16 protein-coding genes are annotated in these 14966 nt (G+C 43.9%); 11 read left to right on the forward strand and 5 right to left on the reverse strand.

Annotation, left to right across the window (positions count from 1 at the left end; translation table 11 throughout):
• The first annotated feature begins 11 nt into the window (after nt 1-11).
• Nucleotides 12-1034: a tRNA (adenosine(37)-N6)-threonylcarbamoyltransferase complex transferase subunit TsaD gene (tsaD, locus tag BAU14_RS12965; RefSeq protein ID WP_202622235.1), complete on the forward strand. Its 1023-nt coding sequence runs from the start codon at nt 12-14 to the stop codon at nt 1032-1034.
• Nucleotides 1035-1108: 74 nt separating this feature from the next.
• Here tsaD and BAU14_RS12970 read toward each other — a convergent pair whose 3' ends face one another.
• From BAU14_RS12970 to BAU14_RS12980, 3 genes are all read right to left on the reverse strand, one after another.
• Nucleotides 1109-2224: a sensor histidine kinase gene (locus BAU14_RS12970; RefSeq protein ID WP_161900528.1), complete on the reverse strand. Its 1116-nt coding sequence runs from the start codon at nt 2222-2224 to the stop codon at nt 1109-1111.
• Complete coding sequence (gene vanR / locus BAU14_RS12975) at nt 2214-2915, reverse strand: VanR-ABDEGLN family response regulator transcription factor (RefSeq protein ID WP_161900529.1); 702 nt, start codon at nt 2913-2915, stop codon at nt 2214-2216. The genes BAU14_RS12970 and vanR overlap by 11 nt, the downstream gene beginning before the upstream one ends.
• Nucleotides 2916-2976: 61 nt before the next feature.
• Entirely contained in the window at nt 2977-3741 is a 765-nt protein-coding gene (locus BAU14_RS12980; RefSeq protein WP_161900530.1) for a C39 family peptidase, read from the reverse strand.
• Nucleotides 3742-4143: 402 nt separating this feature from the next.
• On the opposite strand from BAU14_RS12980, the gene arcA reads away from it, so the two are divergent.
• The 4 genes from arcA to BAU14_RS13000 all read left to right on the forward strand — a co-directional run bounded on the left by arcA (nt 4144) and on the right by BAU14_RS13000 (nt 9333).
• The gene (arcA, locus tag BAU14_RS12985; protein ID WP_161900531.1) at nt 4144-5367 is read left to right on the forward strand and encodes an arginine deiminase; all 1224 of its coding nucleotides are present in this window, start codon (nt 4144-4146) and stop codon (nt 5365-5367) included.
• A 65-nt stretch (nt 5368-5432) separates the two neighbouring features.
• Nucleotides 5433-6449, forward strand: coding sequence for an ornithine carbamoyltransferase (argF, locus tag BAU14_RS12990; RefSeq protein WP_161900532.1), 1017 nt, complete (start codon nt 5433-5435; stop codon nt 6447-6449).
• A 397-nt stretch (nt 6450-6846) separates the two neighbouring features.
• Nucleotides 6847-8538 carry an arginine--tRNA ligase gene (gene argS, locus BAU14_RS12995; RefSeq protein WP_161900533.1) on the forward strand — a complete coding sequence of 564 codons (1692 nt, stop codon included), beginning with the start codon at nt 6847-6849 and terminating at the stop codon, nt 8536-8538.
• A gap of 192 nt (nt 8539-8730) precedes the next feature.
• On the forward strand, nt 8731-9333 hold the full coding sequence (locus BAU14_RS13000; protein WP_161900534.1) for a TetR/AcrR family transcriptional regulator: 603 nt from the start codon (nt 8731-8733) through the stop codon (nt 9331-9333).
• Between the two features lie 122 nt (nt 9334-9455).
• Here the strand turns inward: BAU14_RS13000 and BAU14_RS13005 are convergent, their stop codons facing one another.
• Nucleotides 9456-9737: a hypothetical protein gene (locus BAU14_RS13005; protein ID WP_237580470.1), complete on the reverse strand. Its 282-nt coding sequence runs from the start codon at nt 9735-9737 to the stop codon at nt 9456-9458.
• A gap of 61 nt (nt 9738-9798) precedes the next feature.
• The gene (argR, locus tag BAU14_RS13010; protein ID WP_161900535.1) at nt 9799-10269 is read right to left on the reverse strand and encodes an arginine repressor; all 471 of its coding nucleotides are present in this window, start codon (nt 10267-10269) and stop codon (nt 9799-9801) included.
• A gap of 203 nt (nt 10270-10472) precedes the next feature.
• Between argR and BAU14_RS13015 the strand changes: the two genes are divergently transcribed.
• From BAU14_RS13015 to frr, 6 genes are all read left to right on the forward strand, one after another.
• Nucleotides 10473-10703 (forward strand): hypothetical protein, encoded by a 231-nt coding sequence (locus BAU14_RS13015; RefSeq protein ID WP_161900536.1) that lies wholly within the window; start codon nt 10473-10475, stop codon nt 10701-10703.
• Between the two features lie 47 nt (nt 10704-10750).
• Nucleotides 10751-11182, forward strand: coding sequence for an SgcJ/EcaC family oxidoreductase (locus tag BAU14_RS13020; RefSeq protein ID WP_161900537.1), 432 nt, complete (start codon nt 10751-10753; stop codon nt 11180-11182).
• A gap of 373 nt (nt 11183-11555) precedes the next feature.
• Nucleotides 11556-12353, forward strand: a complete 798-nt coding sequence (gene rpsB, locus BAU14_RS13025; RefSeq protein ID WP_161900538.1) for a 30S ribosomal protein S2 — start codon at nt 11556-11558, stop codon at nt 12351-12353.
• Between the two features lie 180 nt (nt 12354-12533).
• Nucleotides 12534-13418, forward strand: coding sequence for a translation elongation factor Ts (gene tsf / locus BAU14_RS13030; RefSeq protein WP_161900539.1), 885 nt, complete (start codon nt 12534-12536; stop codon nt 13416-13418).
• A 151-nt stretch (nt 13419-13569) separates the two neighbouring features.
• Entirely contained in the window at nt 13570-14292 is a 723-nt protein-coding gene (gene pyrH, locus BAU14_RS13035) for a UMP kinase (RefSeq protein ID WP_161900540.1), read from the forward strand.
• Between the two features lies 1 nt (nt 14293).
• Entirely contained in the window at nt 14294-14851 is a 558-nt protein-coding gene (gene frr / locus BAU14_RS13040; protein ID WP_161900541.1) for a ribosome recycling factor, read from the forward strand.
• The last annotated feature ends 115 nt before the right edge of the window (nt 14852-14966 follow it).

Below are 14966 nucleotides of genomic sequence, written 5' to 3' on the forward strand. Positions count from 1 at the left end.
CTTTGGAAGAGTTGAAACCAACAGAATTGATTTTGGCAATCGAATCAAGTTGTGATGAAACTAGTGTGGCCGTCATCAAAGACGGCTGCGAGATTTTAAGTAATATCGTTGCTTCTCAGATCAAGAGTCACCAGCGCTTTGGTGGTGTGGTTCCTGAAGTAGCAAGTCGCCATCATGTGGAGCAAATCACGATCTGTTTAGAAGACGCCTTATCTGAAGCCCAAGTAACGCCAGCAGATTTGACAGCTGTGGCAGTGACATATGGCCCCGGTTTAGTGGGTTCGCTATTGATTGGTATCTCTGCGGCCAAAGCCTTTGCTTGGGCTCATGGGCTGCCTTTGATTCCGGTGAATCATATGGCAGGACACATCTATGCCGCCCGTTTTGTGGCGCCCCTTGAATTTCCTTTGATGGCTTTGTTAGTTAGCGGAGGACACACGGAACTTGTTTACATGGCAGAAGACGGCTCTTTTGAAATCATCGGCGAGACACGAGACGATGCCGCGGGAGAAGCCTATGATAAAGTAGGGCGTGTTTTGGGTCTGCCTTATCCTAGTGGCAAAGAAATCGACCGCTTAGCTCATACCGGACATGATGCTTACGGATTTCCTCGGGCCATGCTTCACGAGGATAACTTCGATTTTAGCTTCAGTGGCTTGAAAAGTGCGTTTATCAATTTGGTTCACAATGGAGAACAACGGGGAGAAACATTTGACAAAGCTGATTTAGCGGCGAGTTTCCAGGCAAGTGTTTGCGAAGTGTTGATTGAAAAGACCATTCGCGCTTGTAAAGAATATCCCGTCAAACAACTGATTGTGGCCGGCGGTGTCGCGGCAAATCAAGGTTTGCGGGAGGGCTTGGCGCAAAAAACGGCAGTTGAATTGCCGGAGCTGCAGCTTTTGATTCCCCCACTGCGTTTATGTGGGGACAACGCTGCGATGATTGGGGCAGCAGCGCATATTGAGTTGCAAAAAGGACATTTTGCTGACCTTGCGCTAAACGCCAATCCCAGTCTTAGTTTTCAAGCTGTCTAACTAAAAAGCGCTTTGCTCCACCAAATCTGGTGAGCAGAGCGCTTTTTTTGTGTTTTCTCTGTGACAGAGGATTGTCAGCTGTGAGTGATGGTGTACGTAGCTTGATGGGTACTGGAAAGTGGCAAAGTCAAAATCATCGTGAAGGTTCCTTCTGAGCTTTTTGCCTGCAGTGTTCCATGATGGCTTTCCACGAGCTCTTTAGCAATAGGCAGGCCCAGCCCGGTACCACCAGATTGGGTTCCCCGGGCGCTATCGCCACGATAAAAAGGTTCAAAGATTCGCGCCAATTTATCTTCTGGTATTGTTGCTCCTTGATTTTCCAATGTCAGGAGGCCTTGGTTGTTTTTTTGTGCCAAATGTAAGTTTAAAGAAGTACCGGGATCTGCATAGTTGATGGCATTTTTGATGAGATTGTCCAACACTCTTTCGAATTTTTCGGTATCAATGTCTACCCAAATGTCGCTAGCCAGCTCTTGTTCCCAGGAAAGATTCTTTTCTGACATCAGCGGCAAAAATTCATAGCTGAGCTGTTGGAGCATAACAGATAACTCTGTGGGGTGCGTCGTTAAACTGACTGAGGCCAAATTGAAGCGGGTGATCTCAAAAAACTCATTGATCAGATTTTCTAAGCGATAAGCTTTATCCAAGGTTATGCCAGTGTATTTTCCACGAATTTCGGGTGGGAGTTCTGGGCTTTCCTCCAGCAAAGTCAGGTAGCCGATAATGCTAGTCAAAGGCGTTCTGAGATCATGTGCGAGATAGACGATCAAGTCGTTTTTTTTCTGCTCGGCATCATGGGCTGCTTGTTGATGAAGCAGGCTTCTGACCCGCAGGCGGTTCATCTCCACGGCAAAGTCGGCCAAATCATCAGACAGCTCAATCTCTTTTTCCGGCTCTTGGACCAGCTGTTTGGCTGCTGCTAGTGTTTCGTTCAAATAATTGGCAGCTCTGCGAATAAAAAGAAAGGTGCCACTTACCCAAATGACAACTGCGACCAATGCTAAGATGGGTACCAGCATACGATTGACAAAGTTGAGCAAAGGATATAGCGGATCAGAGTAATACCAGGTTCGTGAACTCAAAACCATCTTCAAAATCAGCGGAAAAATAATGAAGATAAGGATCATGCCACCGGTTAGTAGTAGGTAGCGGCGCATCAGTTTGCCCGCCAAACGGCTCTTATTTTTCAATGGTATAGCCCACCCCCCAGACGGTTTTGATAAATTTGGGATTTCGTGGTGGCTCATGGAGCTTTTCTCTTAGTCGAGCGATATGGGCCATCACGGTATTGTTATTGTCCAGGTATTTTTCGCCCCAGACGGTTTCAAAGAGTGTTTCAGAGGAAACGACTTTACCGGCATGACTGCAGAGATACCAAAGAATTTTGAATTCCAATGGTGTCAGTTTAATCTCTTTTCCGTAAAGCGCGACTTTATGACTGCTTTTTGAAACGAATAGTCCGTTGTAATCATATTCGTCTAATTGCTGTAAATTCAATACGGCAGCTCCTTGATTATAAGTTTGGTAGCGGCGCAGTTGCGTCTTGACTCTGGCCACCACTTCTAGAGGATTGAAGGGTTTGGTGATATAATCGTCTGCTCCCAGGGAAAGTCCCGTAATCTTATCTAGGTCCTCACTTTTAGCAGTCAGCATCAGGACTGGAAAAAAAGCAGTCTCTCGGATCTTTCGCAACAATGAAAAACCGTCAATGTCTGGAAGCATGACGTCCAACAGTGCCAGGGAAGGTGGGGCTTGATCCAAATGACCCAATGCTTCTTTACCGGTATAAGCGACTTGAACACGATAGCCTTCATTTTCTAAGAATGCCGCCAACATATCAGCAATTTCTTTTTCGTCATCAACAATCAGAATCTCAGTCATGGGGAGGAGCTCCTTTTATACCAGTAATTTATTCTTAGTATAAGGTAAGGAGAGTCAGCTGTCATTTTTTCCACAGTGCCCAATAATTGATGCCTTCTTCAATAAAAGTCTCACTGTCGTAGGTTTCACGATAATGTTGTTTTGTAGGACTGTCATTGGGGTCGTAGACTTTGAGGCGCCCTTGACTGTCGGTAGCCAAGACCATGATGTGTCCTACTGTAGTAAAAGTTCCTGGTTTCACGGAGACAATCACTGGTATGCCGTTGTTCATAAACTCCTTGGCGCGATTGAAGTGGTTTCCGAGATTTTCAAACTGAAGATTGTTGGCAGCTGCAAAGTCGGAAAAAATCTGCCACGAGGTTCCTTGCCCTTTGACGTAATAGGTGTTTTTGGCCCAAGAAAGAACATCAGTAGGAGTAGTCGTGTGTTGTTTCCAGTAAGAATTAATCATAGCTAACGACGCCAAAGCACAACCATTATGAGCCAAGTCGTTATTTGAGCTTTCCAGACCGTAAGTGACTTCCCCCCAACGTTCGTCTGTTTGTAACAGCAAAGGCAAATCTCCGTTTTTTTTATCTTTGTTCAGAAACTGATTGGCTTTTTGACTGAAGCTCTCAGGTAAAATTTGGACTCCTGGGCTGCTGGAAAAACCCCAAGGGAGTCTGAAAGGCAGTTGATAGCCACGTCCTATTAAGCTGTAGCCAACAATTAGTAGTAAGGTTCCTGTCACAAACAATGAAAGACGGCTCTTGAGGACATTTTTTTGCCGCCTATTACTTTTTTGTGTCAAAGAACGTCTGACAGAAATTGTTTTATTGTGTGCCATAATCGATTCCTCCAATAGCGACTGTTTGTTGATTGCTTATAGGATCTAAACGATGTACTTCAAAGCAATGCAGTCATTTTGTAGGTTCAGCATATCGTGAGTGGCAGTTTCAAGTATCACTTCTTTCTGATGAAGTTCTTACGATTTTATGACATTTCAAATAAGCGCTGGAGGCTGTTCTTTTTTTGTATGGACTTGTTATGTTTTGGATAGCTTTTGAACAGACAGTCAGCGATCGCTAACAGTAAATTGCTAAACTGGCAAATCTTTTTTATAGACGGTGAAGAGGTGCTGCATGAAGAAAAATAGCAAAGTAAGTTATAATTAAGAAAGACAAAAGGAGGTCGGTTAGGAAATTACGGCGGCTTCTTGACAGAAAACGTGTGGCGGGAGGCTGGAAAAGTGAGTACCATTGAAGTATTTTCCGAGATTGGTAAATTGAAAAAGGTCTTGTTGAAACGTCCGGGACAAGAAGTTGAGAATTTGACTCCTGACAGCATGGAAGAGTTGCTGTTTGATGATATTCCGTTTTTGAAGATGATTCAAAGAGAGCACGATGTTTTTGCTGATTTGCTGCGGTCACAGGAAATTGAGGTTTGCTATTTGGAAAAGATGGCAGCAGAAGCGATTGCTGCCGGCGGGGCCAAAGTTCCCTTTGTCGTTGATTTTTTAAATGAGTCAAAAATTCAATCGCCTTTTTTGAGGCAAGAGCTTTTTGAATATTTGATGGCCCTTGATACCCAAGCGCTGGTGGAAAAGCTGATGGCAGGTGTTCGTACCAATGAGATCAAGGTGAGCGGCAGATCGCTACTGGACTTTTCTCGAGACGACGGTAAACCTTTTTATCTGATGCCAATGCCCAGCCTCTATTTTACTAGGGACTCATTGGCTTGTGTCGGACGGGGCTTGTTGATCAACCCCCTTGCTTTTGAAGCCCGTAAGCGAGAATCACTTTTTGTAGAATACATCTATCGACATCATCCAGATTTTGCCAAAGAAGAAACTCCTATCTGGCTGGATCGGGACTATGACGCCCCGATTGAGGGTGGAGATGTCTTGGTATTGAGTAACGAGGTGTTGGCAGTAGGCATCAGCCAACGAACTAGTGCCAAAGCAATTGAGCAGCTGGCACGTAATATTTTGGGCAAATCAGGCGGCTTTCAGAAGATCCTGGCAATTAAGATACCTAAAGAGCGGGCGATGATGCATTTGGATACGGTTTTTACTATGGTGGACAAAGACAAATTTACGATTCATCCAATGATCCTCTCAGCAGAAGGCATGCTGGATATTTATGTGATTGAAGCAGCAGCTGAAAACTTGAAAATCACAGCCCAGCGGGATTTGCAGCAAGTGTTGAAAAAGCTGTTGGGACTTAGTGAGCTGATTTTGATTCCTACCGGTGGCGGTGATGCCATTGCCGCACCGAGAGAGCAGTGGAATGATGGCTCCAACACGTTAGCGATTGCACCGGGAAAAGTGGTTACCTATGATCGCAACTACGTTTCCAATGAATTGTTGAGAGAAGCTGGGATTACGGTATTTGAGATCCCTTCTGGCGAGCTGTCTCGAGGCAGAGGCGGTCCCCGATGCATGAGTCAACCTTTTTGGCGGGAAAGTCTTTGAACTTTCCCGTTTTTATGATACACTGAACAAAATGAATAATTATACATTTTGGAGGTTGATCGAAGATGGAATATTCAGTGTTTCAAGGGAAGAGTTTTTTGAAGGAAAAGGATTTTACGAAAGAAGAGCTGCTGTATTTGATCGACTTTTCCGCGCATTTAAAACAATTGAAAAAATCCGGAATCCCGCATAAATATCTGGAGGGAAAAAATATCGCGTTGCTGTTTGAAAAGACCTCTACTCGGACTAGAGCCGCTTTTACTGTGGCCGCCAATGATCTGGGAGCACATCCGGAATTTCTCGGGGCCAATGATATTCAGCTGGGGAAAAAAGAGTCTGTAGCAGATACGGCTAAAGTATTGGGAAGCATGTTTGACGGAATCGAGTATCGCGGGTTCAGTCAAACTGCGGTGGAGGACTTGGCGACCTTTTCCGGTGTGCCAGTATGGAATGGACTAACAGACGAATGGCATCCAACCCAGATGTTGGCTGATTTTTTGACGATTAAAGAGCATTTTGGCAAGCTGGAGGGCTTGACTCTGGTGTATGCCGGCGATGGTCGAAACAATGTCGCCAATTCATTATTAGTGACCGGTGCGCTGTTAGGAGTTAACGTGCATATCGTGGCACCGGAATCCCTGTTTCCAAAAGAGGAGGTCGTGGCTTTGGCGCAAGAATATGCCAATGTATCTGGTGCTCAGCTGTTGGTTACCGCTGATGTTTCAAAAGGGGTCAAAGGGGCAGATGTGCTGTATACGGATGTCTGGGTTTCCATGGGAGAAGAAGAGAAATTTTCTGAACGAGTGGATCTTTTACTGCCCTATCAAGTCAATAGGAAGATGGTCGCTGCTACAGGCAATGAAGAAGTCATCTTTTTACATTGCTTACCGGCATTTCATGACACCAAAACTCAATATGCAAAAAACATTGCGGCCTCTTTTGGCATTACGGAAATGGAAGTGACAGATGAGGTATTCAACGCGCCTTTTGCCAAGCAATTTCAACAAGCTGAAAACCGGATGCATACCATCAAAGCTGTGATGGCAGCAACACTGGGCAATCTGTTTATTCCTAAAGTTTGAAGCAAAGTGGGGTAGCCCTGCATTTGCTGACAAAAGCATGGCTGATTTTTTAACTAGTCAACGGGCTGCATTTTTGCTATACTTGTCTCAGTTTAATACGAAACGTTGAGCAAGAAAGTAGCGCTGCAGTCTGATTAAAGCGAATCCGGGGAGGTGGAAGCCGGGTATCTGTCGCATCGTGAAACGCACTTGTGAGTTTTCTGCACTGGCAGACGGCAGCCTACCGTTAGAGGTGAGGTGGTCCGATAAGTTTGGACAAGAAGAGTGGTACCGCGGGAATTCTCGTCTCTGATGTGTAGACATCAGGGACGTTTTTTGTTTGCCCAATTACTACTTGTGCCAGCTTATTTCTCAGGTGTAGTAAACCGTCAGTCAATCGTAAAAAGGAGAAGATGACATGAATAACAAAGAAATCGTAGCAAAAGCTGTCTTTGATGTGGTGAAAGACGACCTTTCATTGGAGCAAGTCCAAGCACTCTTAGAAAACCCTAAGTCGGCAGATCACGGGGACGTCGCATTTCCGGCATTTGTCTTGGCAAAAGCTTATCGCAAAGCACCTCAACAAATTGCCGCGGAATTGGCAGAAAAAATCGAACCCGATGCCTTTGAAAAAATCGAAGTTGTAGGACCGTATTTGAACTTTTTCATGAGTAAAAGTAGTGTGTCTGAAACTGTTTTGAAGCAAGTCATTACTGAAAAAAATCATTACGGAGATGCTTCTGTAGGTATGGATCAGACTGTCCCAATCGACATGTCTTCACCAAATATTGCGAAACCTATCTCAATGGGACACTTGCGCTCTACAGTAATTGGCAATGCTATCGGATTTATCTTGGAAAAAATCGGCTACCGCCCAATTCGAATCAACCATTTAGGCGATTGGGGAACACAGTTTGGTAAGCTGATTGTGGCCTATAAAAAATGGGGTTCAGAAGCAGCAGTCAAAGCACAGCCGATTCAAGAACTGTTGCGCTTATATGTCGACTTTCATGAAAAAGCGGAAACAGAACCCGCATTGGAAGATGAAGCAAGGGCGTGGTTTAAAAAGCTGGAAGATGGCGATGAAGAGGCTATTTCTTTGTGGCAATGGTTCCGTGATGAATCCATGAAAGAATTCAATAAGATTTATGATTTGTTGGATGTCAAATTCGACTCCATGAATGGGGAAGCTTTTTACAACGACAAAATGGCAGAAATCGTGGAAATGCTGGAAGAAAAGCACCTGTTAAAAGAAGACCAGGGGGCTGAAATTGTGGACTTGTCCGCCTATGATTTGAATCCAGCTTTGATTCGCAAATCCGATGGTGCTACACTTTATATCACCCGGGATCTGGCTGCGGCACTTTACCGCAAACGGACATACGATTTTGCCAAATCCGTCTATGTCGTGGGGAATGAACAAAGCTATCACTTTAAACAGTTAAAAGCAGTCTTGAAAGAAATGGGCTTTGACTGGGCAGATGAAATCTATCACGTCGCTTTTGGGTTGATCACAAAAGACGGCAAAAAGCTATCCACTCGTAAAGGGAAGATCGTCTTGTTGGAAGAAGTATTAATGGAGGCCACTGCTTTGGCAAAAGGCCAGATTGCTGAAAAAAATCCAACGCTGGAAAATCAAGATGAAGTCGCTAAACAAGTCGGCGTGGGAGCAGTCATTTTCCATGACTTGAAAAACGATCGGATGAACAACTTTGATTTCAATTTGGAAGAAGTCGTGCGCTTTGAAGGCGAGACGGGTCCTTATGTTCAATACACTCATGCACGGGGGATGAGCATTCTTGCCAAAGCTGATTTCACACCAGATGCCTCAGCAGTTTACAGCTTGTCGGATGAAAATAGCTGGGAAGTTATCAAGCTTTTGCAACAATACCCGGACACAGTTTTGAATGCGGCTGAAAAATATGAACCGTCTGTGATTGCTAAACATGCGATCAAATTGGCCCAAGTCTTCAACAAGTTTTATGCCAATGTTAAAGTATTGGCAGACGATGATCAAAAAGACGCACGTCTGGCACTGGTTTACGCGGTGACTGTAGTTCTTAAAGAAGACCTGCGCTTACTGGGACTTGCTGCGCCAGATAAGATGTAGTCTTTCATTCAAAGAAAGATTGTTGGACAAAGATTGCGGTGCTCCTCTCCAATGACAGGGGACAGCCGCGATCTTTTGTTCTATAATGAGAGTAAAGAGTAGTCAAAATCAGTTGCTTAGATTACATGATGAGAGGTTTTGATGTTTTTTGTATCGAAGGCTTCTACATTCAAAAGAAACCAGGTGATAAATGTGCCAAAATCAACTTTTCTGAATTTACCTCCAGCTAAGAAAAAAGCCGTTGAAGATGTTTTATTAGAAGTGTTTTACAACCGCCATGTGGCACAGGTAAAAGTTTCAGAGATTGTGACAGGGATGGGCATGGCCAGAGGGTCTTTTTACAAGTACTTCGAGGATTTGGAAGATGCGCATCTGTATATGATTAAAAGAGCTTCGGCCCAAGTCCATCAGGCTATTCTCACGGCAATCAGCGAAGAGCAGGAGGATTTCTTTCGGGGGATTGAAGCTTATTTGATTGGTGTCATGCAACTGGAACGAAAGGACAACGAATGGAAGATGATCAAACTTTTGACTCAAAGCAGCGATGTGTTTGCCAAGCGATTGGCTCCTGCCGATGCCCTTGAGGAGCATGTACTGACAGCCTGGACAGGATTATTGGAAAAAAATCGTATCGTGATGGCAGATAAAGCTGAGTCATTAGCTTTTTTGTATCTGATGATGGATCTGGTAATGAACGAGTTGACCGCTGCTGTGGTTAACAACTGGGATGTTCAAACGCTGAAAACCGACTACCGTTTTCGAGAGAAGTGGTTAAAAAATGGGCTGTCTCTTTGAGTGCTGACTGTCCAAAATGAAAAAATCCGAACTTGTGAAGGATAGCGACAACCTTCGTCAAGTTCGGATTTTTTTATGGATATAAAGCCAAGAGTAATATAAAAAAGGTCTTACCACCACAGCTACTTACGCAAGAAAAGTTGCCAGAATAAAAGCAGCACAAACCCCAGAAAAAAAGGTGGCACGTATTTGAAAACAACGTGGTAGAACGCCTTGCCTAGTCGTTCTTCGGTTTCAAATTCAGGGGCGTTTTGATCGTCTTTGAATCGTTGCGGTGGGCGAGACCAGAACAAGCCGCCACTGATTTTCAGAAGTGTTCCTAAAATCAGTAGCAATGCGGTGGCACTAAATCCGAAAAAAATCAATCCAGAGATCAAGTCTAATCCGGTGAACATTCCATTCATCTGTTCTCAGCTCCTTTACCAGCAGCAATGGGATAACACAACAGAGACGTCAAATATGGATTTAACTAAGCATATGGCTGCGGAAGTAATCAGTTAATTTTTCGGCATCCTCTTCTGTGCGGCAGATGGTGATGACGGTATCAAACCCTGCCAGCGTCGTGACTTTTTCTGGCATTTTGACCTCATCCATCACTGCTGCCATCAGTTGAGCGTTATCTGGCATCGTGTTGATGATGGTGATGAACTGCACGCGATCAACGTTGGTCACCACATCTTCAATCATACGAATCAAACGTTTTTCTTCTTCGTGATTGTCAGGCTCCGTTTCGTATTCATTGAAGAGTTCGAAATGAATCTGGCCATCTTTGTCTTGCACCTTTACGATTTTCAAATCACGGATGTCTCGTGAGATGGTTGCTTGAGTGGCAATGACACCACGTTTTTCCAATAAATTCAATAATTCTTCTTGCGTACGCACTGTCTCAGCTGCAATGATTTGCCGGATGATAGCATGACGCTCGGCTTTGCGCATAATTTTGCTCCTTTCATGCAGGTAGTTAAACGACTATTTTGAGAAAACACCCTTGAGCTAAAAAGGGAGCTATCCAAACCTGCATAGATATTCATCGTAATCATAGCAAAAAAGGTTTAAAAAGAACAGAAGAAATCCGAGGTGGATATTTTTGTTGCAAATGGAGAAGATGCTATAATAAAAAAATAAAAGGAGGCTTTTTTATGTTGAAGGAACAAGAACTTTTTTTGAACTTTTTTAAAGAACGCACCCGCGATGAAGACACGGAAACAGCTGAAAAATTGTTACTTCAGTCTTTTGCCGATCAGGCTACAGGTAATTTTAATAAGGAAGATTTTGTCGCTTTAAAAGAACAATTAATCCCCTTATTGAAGCCTGAAAATGTATCCGAAGTTACTGAGGCTATGGCACACTTTGCAGCACAATTGCCATAAAAGTTTTTTGTAATCACCAGTTAACTACGGAAAAGAGGTGCATCAAAATGAAGGAAGAAGAACTGCTATTTAATGAATTGCAGCGCTCCTGGATTCAGCGAAATCCAAGAGATTTCGCGGCTTGTTTCGCAAATGACGGTACGTTAATCGCCTTTGACGGCACATATGTCAAAGGAAAAAATGAAATCTATCAGTATGTCCAAGATCTTTTTCAAGTCGAACAAGACCTATTGTATCAATCCGTACCAGTTGAGCTGAAGCGTTTGACTCCTACGATCGTGCTGTTTCGGTGCCATACAGGAAAAACCAGACGGCAAACCGATCACATTGTTGATGAGCGAATGGCCCACCTCACGTTGTTACTGCAAAAAAAGGCCGTCTGGGAAATCGTTTTGATGCAGTATACACCGGCTCCGTTTGAAACCTACGCTAAGATCCGCCACGCTTTTCAAAACGGGCTGGGGAAGTCTACTGACTGATGTTTCTATATAAAACAGGTCGAAAAAGTCGGTAAGAAACGGTTTTAACCGGTTGCTTCTTGCCGACTTTTTGTCGGTTACAGCCAAAATGATGTTAAAGAAGGAATAACGATCAGACAGAGTGACTACCGGTTAGTGGAAGAAGAGAAGTCTAATCTAGCGTTACGAGAAAATCTTAGGGGCTACTTTCGTGGTTATCATGAAAAGCAGTTGCATTTCTTAAGGAGCTACTGTATACTATTCGAGGTGTGACAGATCACACTAAAATCCACATCCTATCTCATCTGCGAAGGGGTGCCGACGTATCGTTGGTTCTTCAAAGAGCTAAAAGATTGGAGAGGAAAACAAAAAAACCAATTGGAGGAAACACAAAATGGCAGTAATCAGCATGAAACAATTGCTGGAAGCCGGCGTACACTTTGGTCACCAAACACGTCGCTGGAATCCTAAAATGAAGAAGTACATCTTCACAGAACGTAACGGTATCTACATCATCGACTTGCAAAAAACCGTTAAATTGGTTGATGCAGCTTATGACTACATGAAAGCTGTTGCCGAAGACGGCGGTGTGGCATTGTTCGTCGGTACTAAAAAACAAGCACAAGAAGCAATTAAAGACGAAGCAACTCGCGCTGGTCAATTTTACGTAAACCATCGTTGGTTGGGCGGAACATTGACCAACTGGGAAACAATCCAAAAACGTGTGGCTCGCTTGAAACAAATCAACAAAATGGAAGAAGACGGTACTTTCGAAGTATTGCCTAAAAAAGAAGTCGTGGGCTTGAACAAAGAACGCGAACGTCTTGAAAAATTCTTGGGCGGTATCGCTGACATGCCTCGCATCCCAGATGTAATGTATGTTGTTGACCCTCGCAAAGAACGTATCGCTGTTCAAGAAGCTCGTAAATTGAACATTCCGATCGTTGCAATGGTTGATACCAACTGTGACCCTGATGAAATCGATGTTGTGATCCCATCAAATGACGATGCGATCCGCGCGGTTAAATTGATCACTGGTAAAATGGCAGATGCTTTCATCGAAGGCAACCAAGGTGAAGATCAAGCTGTCGTTGCAGAAGACTTCGCACCTGAAGCCGGCAATGCAACTTCAATCGAAGAAATCGTTGATGTCGTTGAAGGCGACAACGCTTCTGAAGGTTCAGCTGAATAATCAATAAATTGAGGAGCTGTTTCAAAGGCTGGGCTAACAAGCCGCACTCCCTTTGAAGCAGCTTTTTTAAAGCAATAAAACGGCTCTTCCGTCTTAGCTGGTGCGTCTCTTTTGATAGAGGGATGTGGGAAAGGCAGATAGGAAATAGGTCGCATTAATCTTTCTTAGGAGGAACTTAAAATGGCTGAAGTAACAGCAAAATTAGTTAAAGAACTGCGAGACATGACGGGTGTCGGCATGATGGACGCAAAACGCGCCTTGGTAGAAGTAGAAGGTGATATCGACAAAGCAGTTGATTTGTTGCGTGAAAAAGGAATGGCGAAAGCTGCCAAGAAAAATGATCGCATCGCTGCTGAAGGTTTGGCTGCAGTTGCAGTCAACGGCAATACAGCGGCTATCGTTGAAGTTAACTCTGAAACAGACTTCGTTTCTAAAAACGAAATGTTCCAAGACTTGGTGAAAGAAATCGCTGAATTGGTTGCTGCCAACAAACCAGCTGACATGGACGCAGCAATGGCAATGAAAAATGCTAAAGGCGAAACGATCGAAGCAGCATTGATCGAAGCTACTCAAGTCATCGGTGAAAAAATCAGCTTCCGTCGTTTTGAAGCTGTTGATAAAGATGACAATGCCGCATTTGGTGGCTACTTGCACATGGGCGGACGTATCGCTGTATTGACAGTAGTTGAAGGAACAACTGATGAAACAGTTGCTAAAGATGTTGCCATGCACGTCGCAGCAATCAATCCTCGTTATGTCAACGAAAGCCAAATTCCTGATTCAGAATTGGAACATGAAAAATCAGTCTTGACTGAACAAGCATTGAACGAAGGCAAACCAGCGAATATCGTTGAAAAAATGGTTGAAGGCCGTCTGAAGAAATTCAAAGCGGAAATCGCCTTGGTTGACCAACCTTTCGTTAAAGATCCTGACATGACCGTAGAAGAATATGTTTCCTCTAAAGGTGGCACAGTGAAATCATTCGTGCGCTTTGAAGTCGGCGAAGGTATCGAGAAAAAAGTTGATAACTTTGTTGAAGAAGTAATGAGCCAAGTTAAAAAATAAGACTATTCGCTAATTGAATAGCTGGGAACGCATGAAAATGCGCTCCCTTTTTTTGCAAATAAGCGCCCCGAAAGATTTTTCGGACCTTCTTTGCAACTGGCATAACTTTTTTGATATGCTACAATAGCATTAAGACACGGAGGAATTCATTATGGTAAAACCTAAATATCAACGCGTGGTACTGAAATTGAGCGGTGAAGCTTTGGCAGGTGACGAAGGCTTCGGCATCAAGCCTCCAACGATCAAAGAAATCGTCAAAGAAATCAAAGAGGTCCATGATTTGGGCGTAGAAATGGCTATCGTTGTCGGTGGTGGCAATATCTGGCGAGGACAAATCGGTGCGCAAATGGGAATGGAGCGGGCCCAAGCAGACTACATGGGAATGTTGGCAACAGTCATGAATGCTTTGGCATTGCAAGACACATTGGAAAATGAGGGAGTACCGACTCGGGTGCAGACTTCTATCGAAATGCGCCAAATTGCTGAGCCTTATATCCGTCGTCGGGCAGAACGTCACTTGGAAAAAGGACGAATCGTAATTTTCGCTGGCGGAACCGGGAACCCTTACTTTTCTACAGATACCACAGCTGCATTACGTGCAGCAGAGATCAATGCCGATGTTATCTTAATGGCGAAAAACAATGTCGATGGTGTTTATTCAGCTGATCCAAAACTCGATCACAATGCTGTGAAATTCGATACGTTGACGCACTTGGATGTCATCGCAAAAGGGTTACAAGTAATGGATTCAACCGCAAGTTCGCTGTCGATGGATAACGATATTCCACTAGTAGTTTTCAACTTGAACGAAGTCGGTAATATCCGTCGGGCAGTAATGGGTGAAAATATCGGAACTACAGTGAGGGGGAAATAATATGGCAGATACAGTTATGCAAGAAGCAAAAGACAAGATGAAAAAAGCAGCAGAAGCGCTGCAACGGGAACTGGGTTTGATTCGTGCCGGTCGTGCCAACGCCAGCATCTTGGATCGAGTGATGGTTTCATACTATGGTGTACCAACGCCGATCAACCAAATGGCTTCAATCGGTATTCCCGAAGCTCGTTTGTTGGTGATTACACCATTTGACAAAACAATGATCAAAGAAATCGAAAAAGCCATCCAAACCAGTGATGTAGGGATCACACCACAAACGGACGGTACTGTGATCCGTTTGGTGATTCCGCAATTGACGGAAGAACGCCGTAAAGAGTTGGCCAAAGAAGTGAAAAAAGAAGCAGAAAATGCAAAAATTGCTATCCGCAATATTCGTCGGGACGCCTTAGATGGCTATAAGAAGCAAGAAAAAGCGGGGGATATCACAGAAGATGATCTCCGTACAGCTGAAAAAGATGTTCAAGCTTTGACAGACGATGCAATCAAGCAATTGGATGCTATTGCTGCTGAAAAAGAAAAAGAATTGCTGGAAGTATAATAAAATCAGCTCTTTCGAGGCTGTAACACAAATCTTTTCTAGCTAGTAGCTATTTCAACAACTAGACAAGAAAAGGTCTGTTAGCAATTTTTAACAAGTAAAAGAGAAGCCCCTT

It is taken from the genome of Candidatus Enterococcus leclercqii (assembly GCF_009933135.1).
Classification (GTDB): Bacteria; Bacillota; Bacilli; order Lactobacillales; family Enterococcaceae; genus Enterococcus_C; species Enterococcus_C leclercqii.

Coding starts and splice junctions, on each gene's coding strand:
- vanR (WP_161900529.1), bottom strand. CDS start 2,915: ATGACTGAGATTCTGATTGTTGATGACGAAAAAGAAATTGCTGATATG.
- BAU14_RS12980 (WP_161900530.1), bottom strand. CDS start 3,741: ATGGCACACAATAAAACAATTTCTGTCAGACGTTCTTTGACACAAAAA.
- argF (WP_161900532.1), top strand. CDS start 5,433: ATGGAATATTCAGTGTTTCAAGGGAAGAGTTTTTTGAAGGAAAAGGAT.
- argS (WP_161900533.1), top strand. CDS start 6,847: ATGAATAACAAAGAAATCGTAGCAAAAGCTGTCTTTGATGTGGTGAAA.
- BAU14_RS13005 (WP_237580470.1), bottom strand. CDS start 9,737: ATGAATGGAATGTTCACCGGATTAGACTTGATCTCTGGATTGATTTTT.
- argR (WP_161900535.1), bottom strand. CDS start 10,269: ATGCGCAAAGCCGAGCGTCATGCTATCATCCGGCAAATCATTGCAGCT.
- BAU14_RS13015 (WP_161900536.1), top strand. CDS start 10,473: ATGTTGAAGGAACAAGAACTTTTTTTGAACTTTTTTAAAGAACGCACC.
- BAU14_RS13020 (WP_161900537.1), top strand. CDS start 10,751: ATGAAGGAAGAAGAACTGCTATTTAATGAATTGCAGCGCTCCTGGATT.
- rpsB (WP_161900538.1), top strand. CDS start 11,556: ATGGCAGTAATCAGCATGAAACAATTGCTGGAAGCCGGCGTACACTTT.
- tsf (WP_161900539.1), top strand. CDS start 12,534: ATGGCTGAAGTAACAGCAAAATTAGTTAAAGAACTGCGAGACATGACG.
- pyrH (WP_161900540.1), top strand. CDS start 13,570: ATGGTAAAACCTAAATATCAACGCGTGGTACTGAAATTGAGCGGTGAA.
- frr (WP_161900541.1), top strand. CDS start 14,294: ATGGCAGATACAGTTATGCAAGAAGCAAAAGACAAGATGAAAAAAGCA.